24 protein-coding genes and 2 pseudogenes are annotated in these 23209 nt (G+C 39.2%); 13 read left to right on the top strand and 13 right to left on the bottom strand.

Annotated features, from left to right (window positions below; all coding sequences use genetic code 11):
* The 6 genes and pseudogenes from IPK31_08635 (at position 1) to IPK31_08610 (ending at position 2546) form a co-directional block, all read left to right on the top strand.
* Entirely contained in the window at positions 1-240 is a 240-nt protein-coding gene (locus IPK31_08635) for a hypothetical protein (GenBank protein MBK8087992.1), read from the top strand.
* Positions 224-439: a hypothetical protein gene (locus IPK31_08630; protein ID MBK8087991.1), complete on the top strand. Its 216-nt coding sequence runs from the start codon at positions 224-226 to the stop codon at positions 437-439. The genes IPK31_08635 and IPK31_08630 overlap by 17 nt, the downstream gene beginning before the upstream one ends.
* A gap of 66 nt (positions 440-505) precedes the next feature.
* A pseudogene (locus IPK31_08625) lies at positions 506-1074 on the top strand (YeeE/YedE family protein).
* A gap of 8 nt (positions 1075-1082) precedes the next feature.
* Positions 1083-1628, top strand: a complete 546-nt coding sequence (locus IPK31_08620; protein MBK8087990.1) for a YeeE/YedE family protein — start codon at positions 1083-1085, stop codon at positions 1626-1628.
* A gap of 289 nt (positions 1629-1917) precedes the next feature.
* A complete protein-coding gene (locus IPK31_08615; protein MBK8087989.1) occupies positions 1918-2085 on the top strand; it encodes a hypothetical protein in 168 nt (55 codons plus the stop codon).
* Between the two features lie 50 nt (positions 2086-2135).
* Positions 2136-2546, top strand: a complete 411-nt coding sequence (locus IPK31_08610) for a DsrE family protein (GenBank protein ID MBK8087988.1) — start codon at positions 2136-2138, stop codon at positions 2544-2546.
* 85 nt (positions 2547-2631) lie between these two features.
* Here IPK31_08610 and IPK31_08605 read toward each other — a convergent pair whose 3' ends face one another.
* The 4 genes from IPK31_08605 to IPK31_08590 all read right to left on the bottom strand — a co-directional run bounded on the left by IPK31_08605 (position 2632) and on the right by IPK31_08590 (position 6206).
* Positions 2632-3921, bottom strand: a complete 1290-nt coding sequence (locus IPK31_08605; GenBank protein ID MBK8087987.1) for an outer membrane protein transport protein — start codon at positions 3919-3921, stop codon at positions 2632-2634.
* A gap of 211 nt (positions 3922-4132) precedes the next feature.
* Positions 4133-4615, bottom strand: a complete 483-nt coding sequence (locus IPK31_08600; GenBank protein ID MBK8087986.1) for a DsrE/DsrF/DrsH-like family protein — start codon at positions 4613-4615, stop codon at positions 4133-4135.
* A 20-nt stretch (positions 4616-4635) separates the two neighbouring features.
* Positions 4636-4944 (bottom strand): TusE/DsrC/DsvC family sulfur relay protein, encoded by a 309-nt coding sequence (locus IPK31_08595; GenBank protein ID MBK8087985.1) that lies wholly within the window; start codon positions 4942-4944, stop codon positions 4636-4638.
* 26 nt (positions 4945-4970) lie between these two features.
* The gene (locus tag IPK31_08590; protein MBK8087984.1) at positions 4971-6206 is read right to left on the bottom strand and encodes an FAD-dependent oxidoreductase; all 1236 of its coding nucleotides are present in this window, start codon (positions 6204-6206) and stop codon (positions 4971-4973) included.
* A 312-nt stretch (positions 6207-6518) separates the two neighbouring features.
* Here IPK31_08590 and IPK31_08585 point away from each other — a divergent pair, with 312 nt between their 5' ends.
* The 4 genes from IPK31_08585 (at position 6519) to IPK31_08570 (ending at position 11628) form a co-directional block, all read left to right on the top strand.
* Positions 6519-8198: an FAD-dependent oxidoreductase gene (locus IPK31_08585; protein MBK8087983.1), complete on the top strand. Its 1680-nt coding sequence runs from the start codon at positions 6519-6521 to the stop codon at positions 8196-8198.
* 59 nt (positions 8199-8257) lie between these two features.
* Positions 8258-9310: a COX15/CtaA family protein gene (locus tag IPK31_08580; protein ID MBK8087982.1), complete on the top strand. Its 1053-nt coding sequence runs from the start codon at positions 8258-8260 to the stop codon at positions 9308-9310.
* A 69-nt stretch (positions 9311-9379) separates the two neighbouring features.
* Entirely contained in the window at positions 9380-10333 is a 954-nt protein-coding gene (locus IPK31_08575; GenBank protein MBK8087981.1) for a hypothetical protein, read from the top strand.
* A gap of 44 nt (positions 10334-10377) precedes the next feature.
* Positions 10378-11628: a hypothetical protein gene (locus IPK31_08570; GenBank protein MBK8087980.1), complete on the top strand. Its 1251-nt coding sequence runs from the start codon at positions 10378-10380 to the stop codon at positions 11626-11628.
* Here the strand turns inward: IPK31_08570 and IPK31_08565 are convergent.
* The 9 genes and pseudogenes from IPK31_08565 to IPK31_08525 all read right to left on the bottom strand — a co-directional run bounded on the left by IPK31_08565 (position 11607) and on the right by IPK31_08525 (position 20084).
* Positions 11607-12497 carry a YegS/Rv2252/BmrU family lipid kinase gene (locus IPK31_08565; GenBank protein ID MBK8087979.1) on the bottom strand — a complete coding sequence of 297 codons (891 nt, stop codon included), beginning with the start codon at positions 12495-12497 and terminating at the stop codon, positions 11607-11609. The two genes, IPK31_08570 and IPK31_08565, sit on opposite strands and share 22 nt — an antisense overlap.
* A 42-nt stretch (positions 12498-12539) precedes the next feature.
* Positions 12540-12968 carry a hypothetical protein gene (locus tag IPK31_08560; protein ID MBK8087978.1) on the bottom strand — a complete coding sequence of 143 codons (429 nt, stop codon included), beginning with the start codon at positions 12966-12968 and terminating at the stop codon, positions 12540-12542.
* 85 nt (positions 12969-13053) lie between these two features.
* On the bottom strand, positions 13054-13875 hold the full coding sequence (locus IPK31_08555; protein MBK8087977.1) for a maleylpyruvate isomerase N-terminal domain-containing protein: 822 nt from the start codon (positions 13873-13875) through the stop codon (positions 13054-13056).
* A gap of 33 nt (positions 13876-13908) precedes the next feature.
* A complete protein-coding gene (locus IPK31_08550) occupies positions 13909-14955 on the bottom strand; it encodes a ketoacyl-ACP synthase III (GenBank protein MBK8087976.1) in 1047 nt (348 codons plus the stop codon).
* 92 nt (positions 14956-15047) lie between these two features.
* Complete coding sequence (locus tag IPK31_08545; GenBank protein ID MBK8087975.1) at positions 15048-16253, bottom strand: pentapeptide repeat-containing protein; 1206 nt, start codon at positions 16251-16253, stop codon at positions 15048-15050.
* A 114-nt stretch (positions 16254-16367) separates the two neighbouring features.
* Positions 16368-17399 carry a 2-oxoacid:ferredoxin oxidoreductase subunit beta gene (locus IPK31_08540; GenBank protein MBK8087974.1) on the bottom strand — a complete coding sequence of 344 codons (1032 nt, stop codon included), beginning with the start codon at positions 17397-17399 and terminating at the stop codon, positions 16368-16370.
* A gap of 60 nt (positions 17400-17459) precedes the next feature.
* Positions 17460-17810, bottom strand: a complete 351-nt coding sequence (locus IPK31_08535; GenBank protein ID MBK8087973.1) for a carboxymuconolactone decarboxylase family protein — start codon at positions 17808-17810, stop codon at positions 17460-17462.
* A gap of 99 nt (positions 17811-17909) precedes the next feature.
* Positions 17910-18230, bottom strand: coding sequence for an RNA-binding protein (locus tag IPK31_08530; protein ID MBK8087972.1), 321 nt, complete (start codon positions 18228-18230; stop codon positions 17910-17912).
* A gap of 212 nt (positions 18231-18442) precedes the next feature.
* Positions 18443-20084 (bottom strand): annotated as a pseudogene (locus IPK31_08525) (ATP-binding cassette domain-containing protein).
* Between the two features lie 205 nt (positions 20085-20289).
* Between IPK31_08525 and IPK31_08520 the strand changes: the two are divergent.
* From IPK31_08520 to htpG, 3 genes are all read left to right on the top strand, one after another.
* A complete protein-coding gene (locus IPK31_08520; GenBank protein MBK8087971.1) occupies positions 20290-20907 on the top strand; it encodes a hypothetical protein in 618 nt (205 codons plus the stop codon).
* Between the two features lie 2 nt (positions 20908-20909).
* On the top strand, positions 20910-21134 hold the full coding sequence (locus tag IPK31_08515; GenBank protein MBK8087970.1) for a hypothetical protein: 225 nt from the start codon (positions 20910-20912) through the stop codon (positions 21132-21134).
* Between the two features lie 124 nt (positions 21135-21258).
* Positions 21259-23091: a molecular chaperone HtpG gene (htpG, locus tag IPK31_08510; GenBank protein MBK8087969.1), complete on the top strand. Its 1833-nt coding sequence runs from the start codon at positions 21259-21261 to the stop codon at positions 23089-23091.
* The last annotated feature ends 118 nt before the right edge of the window (positions 23092-23209 follow it).

The raw sequence follows: 23209 nt of genomic DNA, 5'->3' as shown, positions 1-23209 counted from the left end.
ATGGATTTACTCAAAGGTTGGAACTGGGTAAGAGTTTTCAGATTGGTAGTAGGAATTGCAGCCCTGGTACAGGGAATTCTATATCACAATAATGTACTGTGGATGATGGGTGGTCTTCTGCTTGTGCAAGCTGTATTTAATATGGGTTGCTGCGGTGTTGGTGGTTGTGCAGTACCTGCAAAATCACAGTCAAAAAATCAGGAATCAACTAAACCAATAGAATATGAAGAAGTGGTATAATAACTGGATCTGGTATGTACCCGGTTTGGTTGTTGGTGGAATATCCGGCTATTTTTACTGGAAGTATTTTGGCTGCGATGGAACTTGTTTAATCACTTCCAGCCCGGTAAGAAGCGTTATTTATTTTGCTTTCATGGGTATGCTGTTGAACCAGATGTTTAAGTCCTCAAAAGAAGAAACAACAGAAACAAATAAATAAAGAAAAACCTATTCGATCAATTAACTGAGTTCTGTTTTTTGCTAAAAAAAACAGAACTTAGTTTTTATGAACTTATTTGAATTGCTCAGGAATCCCTGGCCCTGGTATGTTGCCGGGCCATTGATTGGGTTAACTGTGCCGGCTCTTCTGCTGATTGGCAACAAAACCTTCGGCATCTCATCCTCACTGCGGCATATTTGTGCTGCCTGTTTACCAACCAAAATCCCTTACTTCAGCTACGACTGGAAAAAAGAAGCCTGGAATCTCTTTTTGTTGGAGGAATTATGCTGGGTGGCTTTATTGCAGCATGGCTTTTGCAAAACCCCAACCCTGTTGCAGTTAATCCAGGGCTTGTTACCGAACTGAATCAATATTGTATTACTGATTTTAACGGAATGGTTCCTGCACAACTATTTAATTGGGAAGTACTATTCTCAGTAAAAGGATTGCTCCTGATGGTTGGCGGCGGATTCCTTGTTGGTTTTGGAACACGCTATGCCGGCGGATGCACGAGTGGTCATTCGATTATGGGTTTATCCAACCTGCAATGGCCTTCGTTGGTGGCAACCATTTGTTTTATGGCTGGTGGCTTTATTATGGCAAATCTCATCTTACCATTTATTTTAAAACTCTGATTATTATCATGGAAACAAAAACAGGTAAATCAGAAAAGACAATAGAAAAAAAGCACCAGGATTTTCTTGCTGCCGATACAGATTTTGAAATGCGTTCATTGGATGCAGTCTGTTTCAATGAATCAGAATTAAAACATCCCTGGTGGTATAATTTTAAATACGCATTTGTTGGTGTGCTGTTTGGAATTGTATTTGTAAAAGCAGAGATTATTTCCTGGTTCCGTATTCAGGAAATGTTTAAGCTGCAAAGTTTTCATATGTACGGTGTTATTGGTTCAGCAGTTGTTGTTGGAGTGATTTCTGTTTTCATCATCCGGAAATTCAAAATCAAAACTATTTATGGTGAACCGATTGTTTTCGTTACCAAAAATTTTAATAAAGGACAGGTATATGGTGGCTTACTGTTTGGTCTTGGCTGGGCAATAACCGGTGCATGCCCGGGACCATTATTTGCCCAGATCGGCACAGGTGCTACCGTAATATTTATTACTTTGCTGAGCGCTATTGCAGGCACTTTTGTTTATGGAAAGTTCAGAGAGAAGCTGCCACATTAAACCGCATTTATTCACGTTTTAAAACAGAACCTTCCTGGTGTTATCAGTTGCAGTTCTTTTTATAGCAGTTTCATAATTCAGTTGTTCAGAAACTGATGCGAACAAAACAACTGTTGATTCTTCGGTTTACCAAACAGTTTGGGTAGGAACTTCCGCCAGCCAAATTCCTTATTATACAAGAAAAAATGGAATATCTTATCCATATTCTCCTGTATGGGAAAAGCATAGTTACAATACAGGAGCAGCTTTGTTTCGCCTGTCAAGATTTGCAGGGTATGTAAAAAACAATATGCCCTTTGAAGCTGTTTATAATTTGCCACAATTAAGCAATGAAGAGGCCTGGCATGTTGCTCCATTTGTAAATTCACAACCAAGACCAGCAATAAATCTCACAAAAGACTGGCCCGATATTTCAAAGAAACCAATTGATCATCCCTTTGGTCCAATTAAAGAATAAAGAGAAAAAAACAAACATTGAGCAGACTGTTCGTATTTTCAGACAAAAAAATGAAAATTCTCAGAATTCTTATTCTGCTTGCAGTTACATTTCTTACAATTACTTCATCACATGCACAGCATAAAATTGTGTGGGATATGGCACAGGCCGATACGGCCATGCAAAGGGGTTTGTATAAACAGCTTAACAATGTAATTACCGCAGCACCTGACACTAAAATAGAAGTGGTATTTCATGGCAATTCAGTTTATGCGCTGTTGAAAGATACCGGCTATTTTAAAGAACAGATCCTTGCGCTGCATAAAAAAGGAGTCATGTTCCGTGTATGTAATAATTCACTGAAAGGAAGAAATATTGATCTGTCGAGAGTTATTCCTGAAGCTGTGGTTGTTCCTGTGGCCATTCTTGAATTGGCAACAAAACAGGAAGAAGGCTGGAGTTATATTAAAGCAGGAAATTAATTATAAAATCTCAAAAGGAAAGAAGAAGACTTCTTTAAAAAAGAATGCCGGAAAATTTCCGGCATTCTTTTTACAACAGATCCTGTCAGAAAGAATAATTAATTCCTAACATAATCAGGTCAGTTGTCATTTTATAGGATACATTACTTCCTGGAATAGCTCCATATACATTTGAAGCACTTTGCATCATAGGGCTTAATAAAGGGCCACTTACTGAACCGCTGCTGGTACCATGATGATAAGCAGCATTCAGGTTAAAATGTTTGTTGAATGTATACCCGCAACCAATTTGAAATGCATTTTTAATTACAGCAGTTGCCGGAGTAGAGAAAAATGCGAGTTCACTGGTTATTGGGTTTGAATTATATGTATATCCAATCCTGATTGGGAAATTTTTTACCCCTTTATACTGAAGACCTGCTGAAATGACCGACATATTTTTCCAGCCAAATCCGGCAACAGAATATGTATTCGTCCAGCCTTTTTCTTTAAACCCTTCTGTACTTTTATAGTTTACAAATCTGTAATCAAGAGCAGCATCAATCGTTTTATTTGAATATCCAATTCCTCCTGATAAAATAGAAGGATAATTCATTTTAAATTTCACATCAGGAGCCTTGCTTCCATCCAGGTAGGTGTTGGTAAAATCAAAGCTGCCGAAATATTGCTTTGTTTTATAAGCAGCGCCTAGCTTAATTCCTGTTCCAGAATTATAAAATATACCAACCTGACCTCCAAAACCAAAAGCTGTTGCTTTGTTGCTAACTGGATATCCAAGGGTTTGGCTGGGTGATGATAATGGGTTTGGTGCCAGTTTCAATGATGAATAATTAAATGTTGGTTCAGCACCAATTGACAATTGCTCAGTAAGCTTGTATGCATAAGTCAATCCAACCTGCATGAGTTGATAATCAGATTGAATACGTCCAAAACCGCCTGAACTCTGAGGCATGTTAATTGGATTGGTATTACTTTGGGGGAAAGTAACTCCAAAACCGCTGATTCCGAATGCAGACGCTCCAAAAGTGTGTTTACTTTTCTTGTTTCCCCATACCATTGCCAGTGCAGGCATTACCGAAACTCCTCTATCATCTTTTGTAACACCGCTCATTGGTCCGCCTGGGGTAGGAACCGTTGAAGACAATTCAGGTGAAGAATAAAACAACCCTGCATTAGCGGAAAATATTTTTGAACTAAAGGCAGATATTCCTGCGGGGTTCCATTGCAAAGCTCCATTAATATCAATTGGCTGTGCTGTTGAAGCTCCCCCCATTGACATATTTGTTGCTCCAATTCCCTGCATAATATGACCTGTTTGTGCTGATAAAATAAAAGGCAACATGCCTAATACTGTTACTACTGCTACTTTTTTCATAAACGTTATTTTTAAAATTTCAATTTAATGAGACAGTCATTCAATTGATTGGCAGCTGTCAGAATCTCCGTCTATTTGTAAAGACAACTTTGTTTCAGTTTCATATATGCACAAAAAAATAGCTTACATATTCTGAAATATGATTAAGCTATTTTCCTGAAATTATCTATTCAATAAGCAAGTACAAGTGGATGTGTAATTTGCTGCCCTGTTAAATAAACAGCATGTGTACGCCTTCCCCTTCACTCTTCTTATAAAAATCTCCAACAGTAATGATATCGTTCACACCTTCGTATAAATCTTCTTTCTTATAGTGAAACATATCAAAAGCAAGCTTACAGGCCCACATTTTTACACCTGATGCAGACATAATATCCAGGAACTCCGGTATTTCAGGCATATCTACTTTCTCCATTTCCTTTTTCATCATAGAAGTTGCAAAAGCTTCCATGCCGGGTAAACCTCCCAGCATTGTTGGAATATGCATAGCCGGGTTGCCTACTGTTGCTACATGCAGACTATCCATTCTTTTTTTATGTACAGCTTCCAGTCCAAAAAAAGTAAAGAAGATTTCTGATTCAATACCTTCCATGCGTGCACCGTTTGCCAATACAAATGCGGCATACACATTTTCGATACTTGCCTTTGATAAGATGATCATCATCTTTTTAATGGCACCTTTATTTTCGTTCATGAGTGAAAGTTTTTATTTGATTAAATACAACTGGCGGGTTTAGGAATTCCTGCAATTTTAGTCGCCGTTTTTAACGGAGCATGAGGGAACAAAGCATAAAATTCTTTGATGTCAACCAAACCGCTTTTACCAATACGCCTGATACTCAGTGCTACCTGGTTCTTCTGTTCGTTCTGTAAATACTTTACTACTTCCCAATGTCTTGGGGTTAAACTGATATTTGCTTCTGCAGCTAATTCTTCACCAACTTTTTCATCCCATTGGCTGAAATCAGTTAAGTAACCTTCTTCGTTTACGGTAATTGTTTTACCTGCAATTGTTTTTTCCATAACGTTTATTTTATTGATTGATTTGTTTAATTGTAATGTTTACCACTTTCGCTCATTGTTGCTGACACAAAAGGTATATGCGTTCCTTTCAATAATACATTCCAGTAAATCCAGCGGAAGGCGAGTTTACCCATATGATTCATCCTGCTTTCTTTGAGCAAACGTAGTGGGCCGATCCCCGCAAAAGGGAAACTTCCTTCAACAGGTTCATGCGTATAGTTGAAATCAATGAGTAATGCTTTGCCACCACCTGTTTCAATAAAGCAGTTGGCATGGCCATCGAATTCTTCTTTTAACGGTTCACCCTTTACATAACGGAGAATATTCTCAGTTAAGATCTCTGCTTCAAAGTGTGCAACTGATCCTGCCTTGGATGCAGGTATATTACTTGCATCACCCAGAACAAACACATTCGCATACTCTTTCGATTGCAGGGTTGCTTTATGTGTTGGCACATAGTTCAGATCATCACCCATACCTGAACGTTCCATTAATTCATCGCCTTTATTGGTAGGAACGGTTACAAGAATATCAAAGGGAATTTCTCTTCCACCGTAATCAACAATCTTTTTATTTTCATTATCTACATGCTCAATGGCAAAATCACTTTCAATATTGATTCCTTTATCATGCAGTAAATGTTCAAGAGCCGCTGTAGCTTTTGGTTTTGTAAAAGCTCCGCTTAATGGAGTAACATAAGTGATCTCCACTTTCTCACGCATATGTTTGTGTTTGAAAAACGAATCTGCCAGGAACGCAAACTCCAATGGTGCTACCGGGCATTTGATCGGCATCTCGGTAATATGTACAACGAGTTTACCACCCTGCCAGTCTCTTAATTTATTACGCAAAGCCAATGAACCTTCAAACGTATAAAAATCAAATACAGATTTCTGCCATTCTTCACCCTGCATACCTTCTGTTTCTTCAGGAGCAATCTTAGCACCTGTAGCAACGATCAGTATATCATAGTTTAATTCCTTTCCGCTGCTTAATTCAATTTTATTATCAGCCGGTACAATGCGGTTGATCTTTTGTTTGATCAACTCCACATCTTTCGGTATAAACTCTTCAATTGTTTTAATGATGTCTTCTGGAGTGTAAATATCAAACGGAAGAAATAGATATCCGGGTTGATAATGATGTTCTTCCCGTTCGTCAACAATAGTGATATGCCAATCGGGTTGTTTCAACTCACTGTGTAAATGATTTGCCATCATGGTACCTGCTGTGCCGGCTCCGAGTATAACAAGATTTTTCATGCTGTTTTTTTTATATGATTGATTATGATGTAAAATTCGATCAGGCAACTTCCAGTTTTGATGATTTAAATGCGCCTGCACTATGACTCTCATCATTAAAAAAATCAATGCTGGCAAATCTTTCAGCTAAATTTTCTTTGTGTGATTAAAGTCACCATACGTCTGTTTTTCTACTTCTAATATTGTTGGTTTTTTCTGCGTTTCCAGCCGGTTTCAGAACATGTTTCCGTATGATTAAAGTCACACATTTCAATTTTTTCTCACTCTACTTTTGCTGCAGATAAAAAATAGAATTAAGAAATAACTAATATCATGAAATACGTAATAGTAGGTGCCGTTGCCGGTGGAGCCAGCACAGCAGCAAGGTTAAGAAGACTCGATGAGCATGCAGAGATTATCATTTTTGAAAAAGGAGAATATATTTCCTATGCTAACTGCGGATTGCCTTATTATATCGGCGATGTAATTAAAGACAGAAATAAATTGTTTGTGCAAACAGCTGCAGCATTTAATCAGCGATTCAATATTGATGTTCGTGTAACTACTGAAGTAACAGCGATTGATCCTGCAAACAAAACAATTACTGCTGTTGAACAATCAACAGGAAAAGTTTATACAGAGACTTATGATAAATTAGTTCTCTCACCCGGCGCAGAACCTGTTCGCCCACCGTTACCGGGCATTAACAGTGATGGCATTTTTACTTTAAGAAATGTAAAAGATACAGACTTCATCAAAGCACATGTTCAAAAGAAACAGGTAAAGAAAGCAGTGGTGATCGGTGCAGGGTTTATTGGTTTGGAAATGGCTGAGAATTTCCGTGATCTTGGTTTGGAAGTAACCGTTATTGAAATGATCAACCAGGTAATGGCTCCTGTTGATTATCCGATTGCAGCCATCGTTCAGCAGCATATCCGCAGCAAAGGAGTTGATCTACGTTTAAAGACAGCCGTTACTGGTTTTGCAAAGATTGGTGAGCAGATAGAAGTTTCCTTAAACAATGGTGAAGTATTAACTGCTGATATGGTGATTCTTTCCATTGGTGTACGTCCTGATACAAGACTTGCTGTACAGGCAGGTTTAAAAATCGGCACAGCAAGAGGAATCTGGGTAAATGAATTTTTACAAACTTCCGATCCTGATATTTATGCAGTTGGTGATGCTATTGAATTTGAAAACCCCATTACTCATCAATCAATGATCACTTACCTCGCAGGGCCGGCCAATAAACAGGGGCGCATCTGTGCAAACAATATTGTGGAAGGAAATGTACAGTCTTATAAAGGCTCTATTAATACAGCAATTGTAAAAGTATTTGATATGACTGTTGGTACAGCGGGCACTGCATCGAAACATTTACAGACTGCAAATATTGATCATATTGTTTCAACGATTCACAGCGGATCACATGCAGCGTATTATCCCGGAGCAAAACAAATGACTATTCAAATTGCATTTACACCAAAAGATGGCCGTTTGCTCAGTGCACAGATTGCAGGATATGATGGGGTTGATAAGCGCCTTGATATTATGTCATCATTTATTAAGCAGGGTAAAACAATTTACGAGCTCATTGAATTTGAACATGCTTATGCTCCTCCTTATTCATCAGCAAAAGATCCCGTAAACATGGCTGGTTTTGTGGCAGAAAACCTGCTGCTGAACCGTTTGAAAATATTTTACTGGAATGAGTTTGAAAACTTTGATCAGGATGATATAGTGATTGATGTCCGTACAAAGCCTGAATATGAAAAGGGAAGCATTGGTTCGGCCATTAATATTCCTCTTGATGAAATCAGGAACAGGCTTGATGAATTTCCAAAAGATAAAAACATACGTCTGTACTGCGAAGCAGGTTTAAGAGGTTACTTATCCCAGCGTATCTTGAAACAAAACGGATTCAAGAGAGTATCGAACCTTTCAGGAGGTTATAAATTATGGAAAGCATGTGAGGCCGAAACCAGCAAACTGCTCAGTTTGGCCACTGCCTGATTAATTACAAAAGGAGAGGAATCTGAAATCATTCCTCTCCTACCTTTGCATGCGTTATGATGCAAACCTCCTCTTCCCGCAAAGCCGTCAGCAACTGGTTACTCTTTGGTGTTTTTATGCTCATCATTCAAATTCTGCTGGGCGGTATTACACGTTTAACCGGCTCCGGTTTATCCATTACAGAGTGGGATGTTGTTACCGGCAGTTTACCTCCTCTAAATGAAACAGCCTGGTTGCAGGAATTTGATAAATACAAAGCCACTCCGCAGTTTAAACTGCTCAATACTGATTTTAACCTGAGTGATTTTAAATTCATTTTTTTCTGGGAATGGTTTCACCGTTTATGGGCAAGAATGATGGGAATGGTATTTGCTGTTGGCTTTATTTATTTTCTTGTACGTAAATCGTTCAAACAGGAAATGGTAAAACCACTGATCGTTTTGTTCTTACTCGGCGCTTTACAGGGAGCTGTTGGCTGGATTATGGTTGCAAGCGGATTGGTGGGTGATGCTGTGTATGTAAAACCAACAAGACTGGCGTTGCATTTCATACTGGCAATGGCGTTGCTTTCTTATACGTTCTGGTTTTTGCTGCAGTTAAAAGTGAAAAAAGAACAGATCACTAAACATGCAGGTGCCTTCAACTTTACCATGGTATTACTTGTATTGCTGGTGGTGCAATTATTGTTTGGTGCCTTAATGGCCGGACATAAAGCGGCAACCGCAGCAGCCACATGGCCCATGATTAACAATGAATGGATCCCTGCTGCATTATTTAAAGACTCGCCCTGGCTCATTAATTTTATTGAAAACAAAATCAAGATTCATTTCTTTCACCGTGGCTTAGCTTACCTGCTGAGTATACTAATTGTGATCTGGTACTTCCGCACATTGAAAGTAAAAGGCTCAGATCTGTTCCAGGTTACACGGTTTATTCCTCTTGCATTGGTTTTGCTGCAGGTTATACTTGGCATTGTTTCTGTTCTGGCATCTGCCAAAATTATTCCCAACAAATGGGGACTATTTGAATGGGTGGCACAATTGCATCAGCTGGTGGGTATGTGCCTGCTGCTGAGCTTTACATGGGTACTTTATCTTATCAGGAGAAAATAATCCACACAATCATCTTCTGTCGTGCAGCGTTAAGTAAGAAAATCCGTTCTTTTCTGTAACTTATCCCTGATGAAGAAATACCTGCTTGGCATATGGTACTCGTTTCCCGTACAACTGATCTTTCTGCATTTCAGAAAATATCAGTTGATGCTGCTGTTCTGGTTTTTATTAGCAAGTGCAACCAGCGGCGGTTTTATGAATCATTTTGGTGCCGACTCCTTATTTCTTTCTCCAGAATATCTCGGTGAAGTTAATTTTTTCAGTTCCTTTTTTGTTGGTGTTGCATTTGGTGGTTTTATGATGAGCTGGAACATCACCACGTTTATATTATTCAGCAATTACTTTACGTTTCTGGCCACAACCTCCAAACCCTTTCTAAAATATTGCATCAACAATGCGGGTATTCCCCTGTTGTTTCTCATCAACTATTTTATTCAGATTATTCGCTTTGATAAGTTTAAAGAACTGATGAGTACAGGTGAAATTGTTTTTATCGTGCTTGGATTTCTGTCTGGGCTTGTGTTGTTTATTCTTTTTTCAATTCTGTATTTTTATGGCTCAGAGAAGGCTATTCTCCGTAACATGCAGCCAATGCTCAGCAATCCGCAGCAGTTCAGGGAAAAATTTAAACCCATCCCCATTGCACATGAGCATGATCCTGTTATCACTGTTAAATATTTTTTAACCGGTTTCACCAGTTTCAGACAAACAAGAAATGTTTCACATTACAGCAAGATTTTCCTCGATATGATTTTTAAGCGGCATCATTTCGCTGCTGTTATGGCCATCCTTTTAGCATTCCTGTTCCTGATTATCTATGGATTATTTTTAGATCGCCCCTCTTTGCAATTACCTGCTGCAGCAAGCATCTTTGTATTTTTTGCTATCCTGATTGCGGCATCAGGTGCATTGGCTTACTGGCTTGATACATGGAGTGTGCCGGTTGCACTGATACTGATCTTCCTGTTTAATTTTCTTTTCGTTATGAATATATTGATATCCGCAACAAAGCTTTTGGTTTGAATTATGAAGACAGGAAAAGCCGCCCGGAATATTCACTTACCTCCATGCTGAAGATCTGTACTCCTGAACAAATGTCGAAAGACAGTCTACACATGATACAGGTTTTAGAAAACTGGAAGCGTAATCAGCAGGAAGAAAAACCATTCATTTATATTTTAAATGTGAGTGGTGGCGGCAACCGCTCTGCAACATTTACAGTAAATGTAATGAGTGAGTTAGACAGTTTACTGAAGGGGAAACTAATGCAGAAGACATTTCTTTTCTCCGGTGCGTCGGGAGGAATGTTAGGCGCAACCTATTACCGTGAACTGTACCGTCAGAAACAAAAAGGTGCAACTGTTGATTTCAGCACGGCGACTATTTCAGCCAATATTGCGAAGGATCTGCTCAATCCTATTTTCTCAGCTTATGTAACAAGAGACCTGATAACACCTGCACAAAAATTTTCTGTTGGGCCCTATCGTTATGTAAAAGACAGGGGTTATTCTTTTGAACAGCAGCTCAATTACAATACAGGTAGTATTTTAAATGACCGTTTGATTGATTATAAAGAAGATGAGTTTGCTGCAAGAGTTCCGATTGGTTTGTTTGGTTCGACCGTTTCGCAGGATGGAAGAAAGCTGATGATCTGCAGTCAGCCCATCAGTTTTTTAATGCGGCCACAGCATGATAGTGTAAGAGGCATCAATGCAGAGCCGGATGCCATTGATTATTCAGCCTTCTTTAAAGATCTTGATCCATATAATATCCGTATACTTTCAGCATTACGTATGAATGCAACTTTTCCATATGTACTGCCCAATGTATGGTTACCAACAAAACCCATTGTTGATGTGATGGATGCAGGATTGCGTGATAATTACGGTCAGGAAATTACATTGCGCTTTCTGCATGTGTTTAATGACTGGATCAAAGCAAACACTTCAGGTGTAATTTTTATTCAGATCAGAGACCGTAAAAAAGGTGAATGGAATGAAGATTTGACAGAACCAAGTATTGGAGATATTCTGTATAAACCGGTAACAACACTGCAATACAATTTTTATAAAGTACAGGATTATATGCAGGAAAGTATGGTGAGTTATTCGAAGTACTCTATACCGCTTCACCGCTTTACATTTATCTATCAGCCAAAGGAAAATAAGAAAGGAGCTGCTTTAAGTTTTCATTTAACAGCAAGGGAGAAAAAAGATATTGCATATGCAGTATTTACCGAAGGGAATCAATCCATCTTCAAACAGATCATTGCTCTTCAGCAATCAACGCAACAGACTCAGGGCATCAGTAAGGAATAAGCAGCCGGAATAACCTTCACTTTAAATTGAGTTGCCGTTTTTTTCCCATCACCATCTATGTGAAAAGGTGCCAGCTCCGGGTTTTGAATAATCAACTCAGAAGTTTGAAAGTAAGTAATACCGCCTCTCTTTTTAAAATCAAGCGTAAAGGTTCCGAAGCGGATATGCCATGCTATATGCAGGAGAACTGAGAACAGGTTCCTTTTTTCAACAGCAACGATATCAAGCAGACCATCCTGTAAACTTGCCTTAGGTGCAATAGTGAAATGATTGCCAAACTGGTTGCTGTTGGCAATGCTGATGAAATAAGCTTTTAGCGAAAGATCAATATTCTTTGCTTTTATCTTAAATGAATATGGCTTGATAGAAGCCAAGTTCTTTAATGTCAGTTTTGTATATTTCCAGAAGCCACGTTTTGATTGCCTGTCAAAATCATGTGCCACCTGCGCATCAAATCCTATCCCGCTCAGCATACATGAAAAATGATCATTGATCATAAACCCATCTACAGGCTGTGCTGTTCCATTGAGAATAATATCTAAAGCCTTCACCGGGTCTTTTGAAATGCCTGCTGCCAATGCTAATCCGTTTCCTGAACCTCTTGGAATAATGCCCAAATTTACCGGGAGTTCCCGAAGGCTTGCTGTAACAGCACTGATGGTTCCATCACCACCGGCAATTATCACATCAGTAATTTGTTCTGCGATGATTTTTTCTTTCAGTATGGAATAATCTGCATCAGCACGTGTATGTTCAATTGTAAACGAAACAGCGGCTGCTTCACATTTCTGCTGAATGAGTTGTGATAGCGGTAGCCCTTTCTGAACACCGGCACGTGGGTTTAGTAAAAATAAAAAGCGACGCTTCATGCGTCGCAAAACTAATTGTGATTATCGGAATAAATGCAAAGATTATTTTACCGGGTATAATACATCACGGTTATAGGTCCATACAGCATTTTGCAGGTGACGGTTGGCAATTGTCCTGAATATAGATCCAACAGCACTGATAGTACTTCCTGATAAAACCATAATTACGCCTGCTGTGCGGTTATTTTTCTGAACGATAATTCCGCTGATTGATGCAGCCAAACCAATAAACGGAAGAATAGTGCCTGTTTTATTATTCTTCAAATACAATTTATAGTAATTGGCTGCTTCCGGAGAAATCACCATCAGGTTCTGTACTTCCATTTTTCCTACACGGTATCCATCAATTGTTATCCCATTTCCGATCCGCATTGTTTTTGTTTTATACTGCTGACGTAATGAATCGATATTTAACTGAGCAGAAACTGAGCCGCAGATAAGAAGAGCAATAAAAAGTGCAAATGATTTCATATGTTCTGTGTTTAATGAATGGTCAACTGTTATTTGAAGATAGATTTTTTTACTATTCTGCAGAAGCTCATTCGTAATAATTTCATCAGGCCATTACCGACAGCATTGTTAAAGCCACTTCTCCTAACGTTTCATTCTTATGAATTGTTACTTTTTTTCTTGCTTCTGCTGGTGTAATTCCTTTTGAAAATAATTTCCATGCTGTTTGTGGGTCAATGATTACCTGTGCTGCAATTTCATTTTCTGTTTCATTTACCAATACCCATTCCGCTTCCTGCTTATTTACAAACCAGTCACCGCCAATATCACTGCTAACTGTAACCTGAACAGTTGTACCTGTTTCGGCAGCTGTATTTCTGAATGTATAAGGCAGTGCCTGCATGAATGTATCAATAAATGGATAGAATAATTCTTTGGTGAACAACTCCTGCTTACCCACTGCTTCCCTGATCTGTTGCTGATGAATAAATTTTTCCGTGTATTCCCTTGCAATATGAAACCAGTTCTTTGATGTTTGCTCGCCAGCCCATGCAACAGAAAAAAAGGCATCTGTAAAAAGATCTGCCTGCTGCCAATAAGCTGAACATTGTTTGCCTGTTATTTCAAGAAGATTAGTTAACAGCTGCGGACTCATCCGTTTGGTTGCTTTTACCCAATCTGCATTGAGTTGATTAAGATAATCAACAAGATCCCGGTAACTGTTGATTATTCTGTCTAGTTCTACCCGGTGCTGATCTCTTGCCAGTGATAGTGTGCGGATATTTCCATCTAACAAATGTGAAGCAATATCTTTTACCGTCCACAGCTTTGCTATGGTGGGTTGATTCCATTCTTCAATTGTTAAGGAACGAAGTAAGCTGATGAGTTTTTCATCGAGCAATGGAAATAAATGGGCCGTATGAATAATGTTTCCTGATTGCATAGTTCAAACCAAACTGTATTACCATTTCAGCAATGCACTGGCCCATGTAAACCCGCTGCCGAATGCTGCGAGACAAACGAGATCACCTTCTTTGATTTTTCCCTGTTCCCATGCTTCGCATAAAGCAATTGGAACTGATGCAGCTGTTGTATTGCCATACTTTTGAATATTGTTATACAACTGATCATCTCTTAATTTTAATTTATGCTGCACAAACTGTGCAATGCGTAAGTTGGCCTGATGCGGAATCAGCAAGGTAAGGTCTGATGGCTGATAATTATTCGCAGTAAGGGATTCAATGATCACTTCCGGAAATTTCACCACTGCAGTTTTAAAAACAGTCGGACCATCCATGTTTGGAAAGAGCTCAGCATTATCAATCATTGCATGACTCAAAAACATATCAGCCATATCTGCTTCATTAAAGCTTGCTAAATTTTCTTTCCAGTGGTTGGCATGTGTGCCGGGATTATACATGGCCAGTATTTCAGCATCTGCTCCATCGCTGTGTAAATGTGTACTGAGTATCCCACGGTTTGAATCCTCTGTGGGCTGTAATACAACAGCACCTGCCCCATCTCCAAAAATGACGCTGATATTTCTTCCTCTTGTTGTAAAATCCAAACCAAAGGAATGTTTCTCTGCTCCAACCACCAGTATATTTTTATACATACCGCTTTTAATAAACTGATCGGCTACTGAAAGTGCATATACAAAGCCACTGCATTGATTCCGTACATCCAGCGCCCCAACCTGTTTCATCTTCATGGCTCTTTGTAACAGCACACCGCAGCCGGGGAAATAATAATCCGGACTAAGCGTAGCAAATACAATAAAATCAATATCCTGTTCAGTAATACCTGCACGTTCAATGGCAATCTTTGCCGCTTCAACACCCATGGTAGTGGTGGTTTCTTCTGTACGGTGAGCATACCTTCTTTCCTGGATACCTGTTCTTTCCTGGATCCATTCGTCTGTTGTATCCATCAGTTTAGTAAGATCATTATTGGTAACAACATGCGAAGGAACATACATTCCAATACCGGCAATTTTACTCCGAATCATATGGCAATCTTTTAAGAAAGCCAAGTTAGGAAATAGAACGGAAATGCAACTGTTACATTTGAAACAGTTAACAGTCAGGTGTCTGATTTGTTTTAAACGGTTGTTCCATTGGAAGGTTCTGTTGCAGGAACCTGTTCTATCCGTTTGAGGTAATCATCATTATGTTCAATCGTAATCCCTTCAGGAAATTTGCTTAACTCATCAAACCGGAGAGAGTTGGTGAACTGTTCCTGCTTCAGCCCGGTACAATTGATAAAGGATGTGGTTTTAAAATCAGCCGTATAAAAACTACAGTTTTCAAATTCAATGTTTTCAAAAATCACATCTTCAAATTTTACATTGGAGAAGACAGTATTTTTCATTGCCCCATTTTTAAACGAGGTTTGAAACAGCTGTGAACCTACAAATGAATTCCGGTAAGAATGAATCTGATCAAGCACCACTTTTACAAAAGTGCTGTTACCAAATGCACTTCTTTCAATGGATGTACTTGTAGTCTTTACTTCGGCCATGTACACATAATTGAAATCGTTTTGAAAAAGTTTCAGGTGCAATTCTGCTTTCTTATTGGCGAGATATGCCTTCCGCATAAAAGTGGCATAAGCATCAGCACTAACCTGTTTATGCCAGATATGCCGGTATTTCTGGTAAGCAAACAATTCACTGAAATCTTCATTATACTTTTTAATCACATTGTCTTTGTTGGACAGGAATAATTCATACTCCACTTTCTTTTCTTTCTCCTGCAGCTCATACGCAACCAAATCATCTTCAAATAACTTCCTGCTTCTGTTGATACTTTTGATAGCAGTATTAATATCACTGATACGCTGATTCATGGGCGATTCTTTTACAAAGAAATTACGGTTTATGTCCTGCAGTCCATCTGCGATATACAGTAATTCTTCCCGGTCACTTTCCTGTATTAAGGTTGTAAGAATGGAATTAATGATGTCATAGTCAAGTTCCGTGTACAGTCTGCTCAACAGCACATCAATGGTATTTTTTTCAAACTCAGGATCACGTTTAAAAATGCTGAGCGTTGCAATGGCTGCCAGCACTTCCTGTTTTTTATCTTTAAACAGGCTTTCATTGGTTTCTTTAAATTTTTCCAGGCGCTTTTCATAACGGAGTTTTTCACTCTCCATTTTTTTATCTTCCCGGAGTTTATTGTTTTCCTCTCTTTTTTCGTAGCGTACTTTTCTCAGTGAAAAGATGCCGGTAATAGCAGCGGTAATGATCCCAACAATCCAGGGCGTATTGCTGCTAGTGATGAGTTGTTTGAAGAATTCTCCCATACAGATAAGGTTTTGTTTCAGAAAGTTATTTCTTTTTAAAACCAATGTCAATACCCCACAGCGGGAATAAAAAAGGAGGCCAACGCCTCCCTGTATCAGTAAGTTTTCTGCGTATTATTTAATCTCCCACACTTCATTTCCTTTCAGCAGCTTATCAAGGTTGCCCTTGCCTTTTGTGGCAATTACTTCATCAATGTGGAGTTTCATTGAATCTTCGTAGCAGGCTCTGTCGGTTTCATAAAATACACCGAAAGGTCTTGGCAGATGCATGTCTTTGCGTGGATCATCAAACATGCGTACTAATATTTGTGCTTTGTAAAAATCATGATCATCATGGATCCATAGATCATCTTTGCTGTGGCCTTCTTCTAAATTCACAACAACAGGTTTAAACCCATCTAACTTAATGCCTTTGTTTTTTGCTGCACCAAATACCAATGGTTCGCCCTGTACAAGGAACAATGTTTCTTCAGGCTTGCTTCCCTTCTCCGTAAAAATTTCAAAAGCACCGTCGTTAAAGATGTTACAGTTCTGATAGATTTCCAGGAAGGAGGCGCCCTTATGCTTTTGGCTGCGAAGCAATGCTTCCTGTAAATGCTTGGGATCACGGTCCATGCTGCGTGCAATAAATGTTGCATCCGCACCCATGGCTAATGCCAATGGATTAAACGGATGATCAATACTGCCAAACGGTGTACTCTTTGTTACTTTATGTTCTTCTGATGTAGGTGAATACTGTCCTTTGGTTAAACCATAAATCTGGTTATTGAACAGCAGCACATTCACATCAAAATTTCTGCGCAGCAAATGAATGGTATGATTACCACCGATGCTTAAGCTGTCGCCGTCACCGGTAACAATCCATACACTCAGGTCGGGGCGTGCGGCTTTCAAACCACTGGCAACTGCTGTTGCACGGCCATGGATTGAATGCATACCATACGTATTCATGTAATACGGGAAACGGCTGCTGCAGCCAATTCCACTCACAATCACAATGTTTTCTTTGGGAATTCCAAGGGTAGGCATGATCTTTTGAACCTGTGCCAGGATGGAATAATCACCGCAACCGGGGCACCAGCGAACTTCCTGGTCGGTTACAAAATCCTTTGCGGTAAGGGCAGGCAATGTTGTTATTTCAGACATAAGAATATATTAGAACAAATTTAAGCAGAAAATCAACTGCAAACGGGCAATTTTAAGTTGTTATTGATTTGTACCGGTCAATTCTTCCCAGTATTCAGCGGCTCTTCTTGTATGAGGTATAACGATGGTTCCGCCTACAATATTGGCCACTGCAAAAATCTCGTACATCTGTTCGGTGGTAATGCCCAGTTCATGACTTTTACCAAGATGATACTTTATGCAGTCATCGCAGCGAAGCACCATGCTTGCCACTAAACCAAGCATTTCCTTGGTTTTTGTGTCTAAGGCTCCTTCTGCATACGTGTTTGTATCTAAATTCCAGAGGCGTTTGATGACGAGGTTGTCCTTACTCAGGATTACTTCATTCATTTTTGTGCGGTAGTCATTAAATTCCTGTACCAGGTTGCTCATTGTGTTTTTTTGTAAAGATATTTCGTTTCACCCTGCTGAAAAAAGGACATAAAAAAAGCCATCTCTTTCGAGATGACTCTAAACTTGTGCTTAACCAGATTAGTAACGGTTGTTGCTGAAGCTTTTGTTTCCGCCGAAAGAAGGACGACGGTCACCACCACCACCACCTGTGCGTTCTTCACGTGGCTTAGCTTCTGTTACTTTGATAGCACGGCCTTCAACCATACCACCATCTAATTCGCCGATGGCTGTTTTAGCAGCAGCATCGTCACTCATTTCAACAAATCCAAAACCACGGCTTTTACCGGTGAATTTGTCGTTAATTACTTTAGCGCTGGATACTTCACCATAGCTTTCGAAAAATCCTCTTAAGTCATCGTCATTAACGTTGAAGCTTAAGTTTGAAACATAAATGTTCATGTTTGTAAATATTAAACAATTTGAAAAAAATCTGAGCAAATACGAGGCGTAAAAATTGACTAACTATTAGCAGATTGTGCGTAGCAGATAGGACGATTCACTTACATAACACTGTATAACTCAAAATAACGGGGCAAAGATAGGGGATTGTAAGCATACCCAAACAGAAAAGTCCCGATTGTTTCGGGATTTTATGATTTGATAACGTTTTCTTATGCCATTACTTTACCGCCATACATCTCCTGCTGCAGCTGATGTACCCGGTCATCTTCGAGGTATTCATCGAAGCTGATGAGGCGGTCAATGATACCGTTCGGAGTTAATTCTATAATACGGTTGGCCGTTGTATGCATGAACGTATGATCATGCGAGGTGAGCAATACCACACCTTTATAATCAATACACTGTTCGTTGAAAGCCTGGATACTTTCCAAATCGAGGTGATTGGTTGGCTGATCAAGAATAATCACATTCGGATTCTGAATCATCATTCGGCTGATCATACAACGTACTTTCTCTCCCCCGCTCAGCACATTGGTTTTTTTCATGATATCATCACCACTGAACAGCATTTTCCCTAAAAATCCACGAAGGAAAGGTTCATCTGCATCAGTAACATGGCTTGGAACAAACTCCCTCAGCCAATCCATCAATGTTTTTCCATCTTTAAAGAACTCATTGTTCTCAACCGGTAAAAACGCTTTGGTAATAGTTGTTCCCCACTCATAACTTCCATGATCGGCAATTTCTTCTGCATTAATAATATTGAAGAAATGTGTAACAGCCAGTGGATCCTTACTTACAAAAGCGATCTTATCGTTTTTATTTACGGTGAAGTTTACTTTATCAAACAGTACACGGCCATCAACCGTTTTCTTTAATTTTTCTACATGCAGGATCTGGTTACCAACTTCACGCAATGGCTGAAAAATAATGCCGGGATATTTTCTGTTCGATGGTTCAATTTCATCAAGGGTCAATTTCTCCAATGCTTTCTTTCTCGATGTTGCCTGCTTACTCTTGGATGCGTTGGCAGAGAACCGTGCAATGAAGTCCATCAAAGCCTGGCGCTTTTCTTCTGTCTTCTTATTCTTATCGCCCATCTGCTTTGTCATCAGCTGACTGCTTTCATACCAAAAGCTATAGTTACCGGTAAAGGTTTTAATTTTTGCCCGGTCAACATCGGCCACATGCGTACAAACTGAATCTAAAAAGTGACGGTCATGGCTTACTACCAGTACAACATTTTCGTAGTCGGCTAAGAAATTTTCCAGCCAACCGATTGTTTCAATATCCAATCCGTTGGTCGGTTCATCCAGCAACAAAATATCAGGATTACCAAACAAAGCCTGCGCCAGCAACACACGAACTTTCAGGTTACTGGGGATCTCTTTCATCAAACTCTGGAGATACTCATCTTTTATACCCAGTCCGCTCAAAAAACTGGCTGCATCACTTTCAGAAGTATATCCACCCATTTCACCATATTCAGCTTCCAAATGACCTGCACGCATTCCATCTTCTTCACTGAAATCGGGTTTCATGTAAATGGCATCCTTTTCCTGCATCACTTCCCACATTTTTTTGTGGCCCATGAGCACAGTATTCAATACAGTCTGGTCATCAAATTCAAAGTGGTTCTGCTTCAACACCGCCATGCGTTCGCCGGGGGTTATTTCCACTGTTCCCTTGTTCGGCTCAATTTCGCCGCTCAGGATTTTTAAAAAAGGTACTCTTACCGGCACCATTGGCACCAATTACACCGTAACAGTTCCCCTTGGTGAAGTTGATATTCACTTCATCAAACAAAACACGCTTACCATAAGAGAGGGTTATATTTCTTGCACTGATCATAATGTCCGAAAATTTGAAGCCGCAAATGTACGTAAAATCAGGCAGGGAGAGGGTTTGAAAGAAGAATCAATTTCAGGTGGCAAACTGAAGTGCAAATGGCATCGGTTGTTGTGTCACTCACTTGTCCGCCAACAATTCTATTCACCAATATGACAAGTAATAAAAATTAATGCTCAGCACATTGTACATTTATATACCTAACATTATGAGACATTTGGTACTATTTGGATGTATAATGATAATTGCAGCTTGTAATTCTAACAAGCCTGCTGCTATACATTTTCCTGAAGGTGGCTATAGCTATATCAAAACACAAACTGACGACGATTCGGATTTTTGCTGGTATCCTCTGAAAGATTCCATGTCTTCTAAGGATTCAATAAAAATTGCATATTGGGGGTATCACTTTTACAAATCCTTTGATGAACCAAACATCAGCTTAAAACCAGAAAAAACAACTGTTTTTCGTTTAACATATTTTGATGGCTCATTAAGCAGTATGAGACCTATTATTATTACTCTCAAGCCAAATGAAATAATAGTCAAAGAAGGATTAAAGGGTAATCCGGATCCTTATCCCGATACTTCAAAACTTAATCGGATTGAAAAACAACATTTTGTTCTATTAGAACGATACTTCCCTTTTCATGATACAACTACTAATATCTGGAAAAGAAAATATCTCGACTCAATCAAAAAGGTACATCCTCAATTGACAGACCCTGCATATTATCGAAAACTATTGGAAAAATCCACAATTTTCGGTAAAGATCCTTTGCCTATAGCACTAAAAGGTATCTCATTTCTACAAAAACTTATATAAAATTGGTTACCCAGATAAATGAATCAGGCTATTGGAAGCTACCATACGATAATTGGTGTAAAAGTGTTCCTAATGATGCTGCAGGATTTAATCTGGAAGCTAATGCCAATGGAAAATTTAATATTGTTCGAAGTGTTGCTTGTTACACTGATTCTTCTACTTTTAAAAAAGCTTGTCAGCAGCTGGTTAATGAAGCAATGTTTGGCAAGGAAATCAGATTGTTTTAATTATTCCTTTTCCTCTAAGCTATCCTTTCATAGATTGGGTATAAAAACTATGAATTCGGTTGTCAATCTGTCACAATCTTGTGTACTGGTACTTTTTTTGTTCCTTGCGGCCTAAACAGATTTTATGCAAACAGGAAGTATACGTGTACAAACGGAAAACATTTTCCCCATCATTAAGAAATTTCTTTACAGCGATCATGAAATTTTTCTCCGTGAACTGGTGAGCAATGCAGTGGATGCCACGCAGAAAATCAAAACCCTTTCTTCCATCGGTGAAGCAAAAGGTGAGCTGGGCGAACTGAAAGTAACAGTTAAGCTGAACAAAGAAGCAGGCACCATTACCATCTCCGACAACGGTGTTGGCATGACGGCTGAGGAAGTGGAGAAATACATTAACCAGGTTGCTTTTTCAGGAGCAGAAGAATTTGTAGAGAAATACAAGGGCCAAAACGAAAATGCTATCATTGGTAAGTGTGGTCTGGGTTTTTATTCTTCGTTCATGGTGAGTAAGAAGGTGGAAATCTTCACCAAAAGTTTTAAAGAAGGATCAGCCGTAAGATGGGAATGCGACGGCAGCCCCGAATATCAATTAGAGGAAACCACACAGAGAACCGAACGTGGTACTGATATTATTCTTTATGTGGATGAGGAAAGCAAAGAATTTTTAGACGATGAACGTTTAAAAGGAATCCTGAAACGTTTCTGCAAATTTTTACCTGTTCCTATTTTCTTTGAAGAAGAACAGATAAACAATACGCATCCGCTGTGGATCAGGAAACCATCTGAACTGACTGCAGAAGATTACCAGAATTTTTATAAAGAATTATATCCCTTCAGTGAACCGCCAATTTTCTGGATCCATTTAAATGTGGATTATCCGTTTAATCTTACCGGGATTTTATACTTCCCAAGAATCAAACAGAGTTATGAAATTCAGAAAGATAAAATTCAGCTTTACTGCAACCAGGTATTTGTAACAGATGAGGTGAAAGATATTGTTCCTGAATTTTTAATGCTGCTGCATGGTGTTATTGACAGCCCGGATATTCCGTTAAACGTAAGCCGCAGTTATCTGCAGGGTGATCCAAACGTAAGAAAGATCAATGCACATATCACCAAAAAGGTGGCTGATAAATTAGAAGAGATCTTTAAGAACGACCGCAAAGGTTTTGAAGAAAAATGGGAAAGCCTCGGACTGTTTGTGAAATACGGCATGATGACTGATGATAAGTTTTTAGAAAAAGCCGGGAAGTTTCATATTATGAAAAAGAAGCCCCCTCTAACTCCCCCAGTGGGGGGAGGACAGGAAAGCTCCTCACATTTTTATACGCTTGATGAATACAAGGCTGTTGCTGAGGTGTTACAAAAAAAAAAAGAAGGTAAGTTAGTACTGCTTTATTCAACTCAACCTGAACAGCAGAATACATTCATTAAAGCAGCTGAAGCAAAAGGATACAAAGTAATGCTGTTTGATACGATGGTTGATGCAGCTTTCATCAGCCATATGGAAATGAAATGGGAGAATGTACAGTTCAAACGTGTTGATGCAGATATTACAGATAATCTTATTGACAAACAGGATGAAATTAAAAGTGTATTGACTGAAGATGAAGTAACACAACTGAAAGAACTATTCAACATTCAGGCTGCTGATCTGCATCTCAATGTTGAAGTGAAAGGTTTGAGTCTGGATTCACCACCGGTAATTGCAACAAGACCGGAAATGATGCGCCGCATGAAAGAAATGGGACAAATGGGCGGACCAATGGGCAGCTTCTATGCATCCATGCCTGATGAAGTTGAATTAACTGTAAACGGCAATCATCCGTTGTACAGAAAAATTTTAGCGAATAAAGAAACAGGAAAAGAAATGGTGCACAACCTCGCTGATCTTGCTTTACTCTCTCAGGGAATGCTGAAGGGAAATCAACTCACTGAGTTTATTAACGTGTTGTGATGCAGGATGGGTAAAAACACCAGGAAAAGGAGGGATGCAGAAGAAACTAAACAACATTTCTTGGCGGCCAGGGCCAAAACAAGACAGCGTCTTTTACCCTCCCCCTTATAGAGGGCGG

The organism is Chitinophagaceae bacterium (assembly GCA_016713085.1).
Taxonomy (GTDB): domain Bacteria; phylum Bacteroidota; class Bacteroidia; order Chitinophagales; family Chitinophagaceae; genus Lacibacter.
This window is presented reverse-complemented; position numbering and strand designations above follow the sequence as displayed.

Bases quoted from the DNA above. Each gene is read 5' to 3' on its own strand.
- htpG (MBK8087969.1), top strand. From the start codon at position 21,259: ATGCAAACAGGAAGTATACGTGTACAAACGGAAAACATTTTCCCCATC.
- IPK31_08580 (MBK8087982.1), top strand. From the start codon at position 8,258: ATGCAAACCTCCTCTTCCCGCAAAGCCGTCAGCAACTGGTTACTCTTT.
- IPK31_08570 (MBK8087980.1), top strand. From the start codon at position 10,378: ATGCTGAAGATCTGTACTCCTGAACAAATGTCGAAAGACAGTCTACAC.
- IPK31_08540 (MBK8087974.1), bottom strand. From the start codon at position 17,399: ATGTCTGAAATAACAACATTGCCTGCCCTTACCGCAAAGGATTTTGTA.
- IPK31_08565 (MBK8087979.1), bottom strand. From the start codon at position 12,497: ATGAAGCGTCGCTTTTTATTTTTACTAAACCCACGTGCCGGTGTTCAG.
- IPK31_08595 (MBK8087985.1), bottom strand. From the start codon at position 4,944: ATGGAAAAAACAATTGCAGGTAAAACAATTACCGTAAACGAAGAAGGT.
- IPK31_08615 (MBK8087989.1), top strand. From the start codon at position 1,918: ATGCCCTTTGAAGCTGTTTATAATTTGCCACAATTAAGCAATGAAGAG.
- IPK31_08585 (MBK8087983.1), top strand. From the start codon at position 6,519: ATGAAATACGTAATAGTAGGTGCCGTTGCCGGTGGAGCCAGCACAGCA.
- IPK31_08530 (MBK8087972.1), bottom strand. From the start codon at position 18,230: ATGAACATTTATGTTTCAAACTTAAGCTTCAACGTTAATGACGATGAC.
- IPK31_08600 (MBK8087986.1), bottom strand. From the start codon at position 4,615: ATGAACGAAAATAAAGGTGCCATTAAAAAGATGATGATCATCTTATCA.
- IPK31_08545 (MBK8087975.1), bottom strand. From the start codon at position 16,253: ATGGGAGAATTCTTCAAACAACTCATCACTAGCAGCAATACGCCCTGG.
- IPK31_08520 (MBK8087971.1), top strand. From the start codon at position 20,290: ATGAGACATTTGGTACTATTTGGATGTATAATGATAATTGCAGCTTGT.
- IPK31_08605 (MBK8087987.1), bottom strand. From the start codon at position 3,921: ATGAAAAAAGTAGCAGTAGTAACAGTATTAGGCATGTTGCCTTTTATT.
- IPK31_08550 (MBK8087976.1), bottom strand. From the start codon at position 14,955: ATGATTCGGAGTAAAATTGCCGGTATTGGAATGTATGTTCCTTCGCAT.
- IPK31_08635 (MBK8087992.1), top strand. From the start codon at position 1: ATGGATTTACTCAAAGGTTGGAACTGGGTAAGAGTTTTCAGATTGGTA.
- IPK31_08535 (MBK8087973.1), bottom strand. From the start codon at position 17,810: ATGAGCAACCTGGTACAGGAATTTAATGACTACCGCACAAAAATGAAT.
- IPK31_08630 (MBK8087991.1), top strand. From the start codon at position 224: ATGAAGAAGTGGTATAATAACTGGATCTGGTATGTACCCGGTTTGGTT.
- IPK31_08590 (MBK8087984.1), bottom strand. From the start codon at position 6,206: ATGAAAAATCTTGTTATACTCGGAGCCGGCACAGCAGGTACCATGATG.
- IPK31_08620 (MBK8087990.1), top strand. From the start codon at position 1,083: ATGGAAACAAAAACAGGTAAATCAGAAAAGACAATAGAAAAAAAGCAC.
- IPK31_08560 (MBK8087978.1), bottom strand. From the start codon at position 12,968: ATGAAATCATTTGCACTTTTTATTGCTCTTCTTATCTGCGGCTCAGTT.
- IPK31_08575 (MBK8087981.1), top strand. From the start codon at position 9,380: ATGAAGAAATACCTGCTTGGCATATGGTACTCGTTTCCCGTACAACTG.
- IPK31_08610 (MBK8087988.1), top strand. From the start codon at position 2,136: ATGAAAATTCTCAGAATTCTTATTCTGCTTGCAGTTACATTTCTTACA.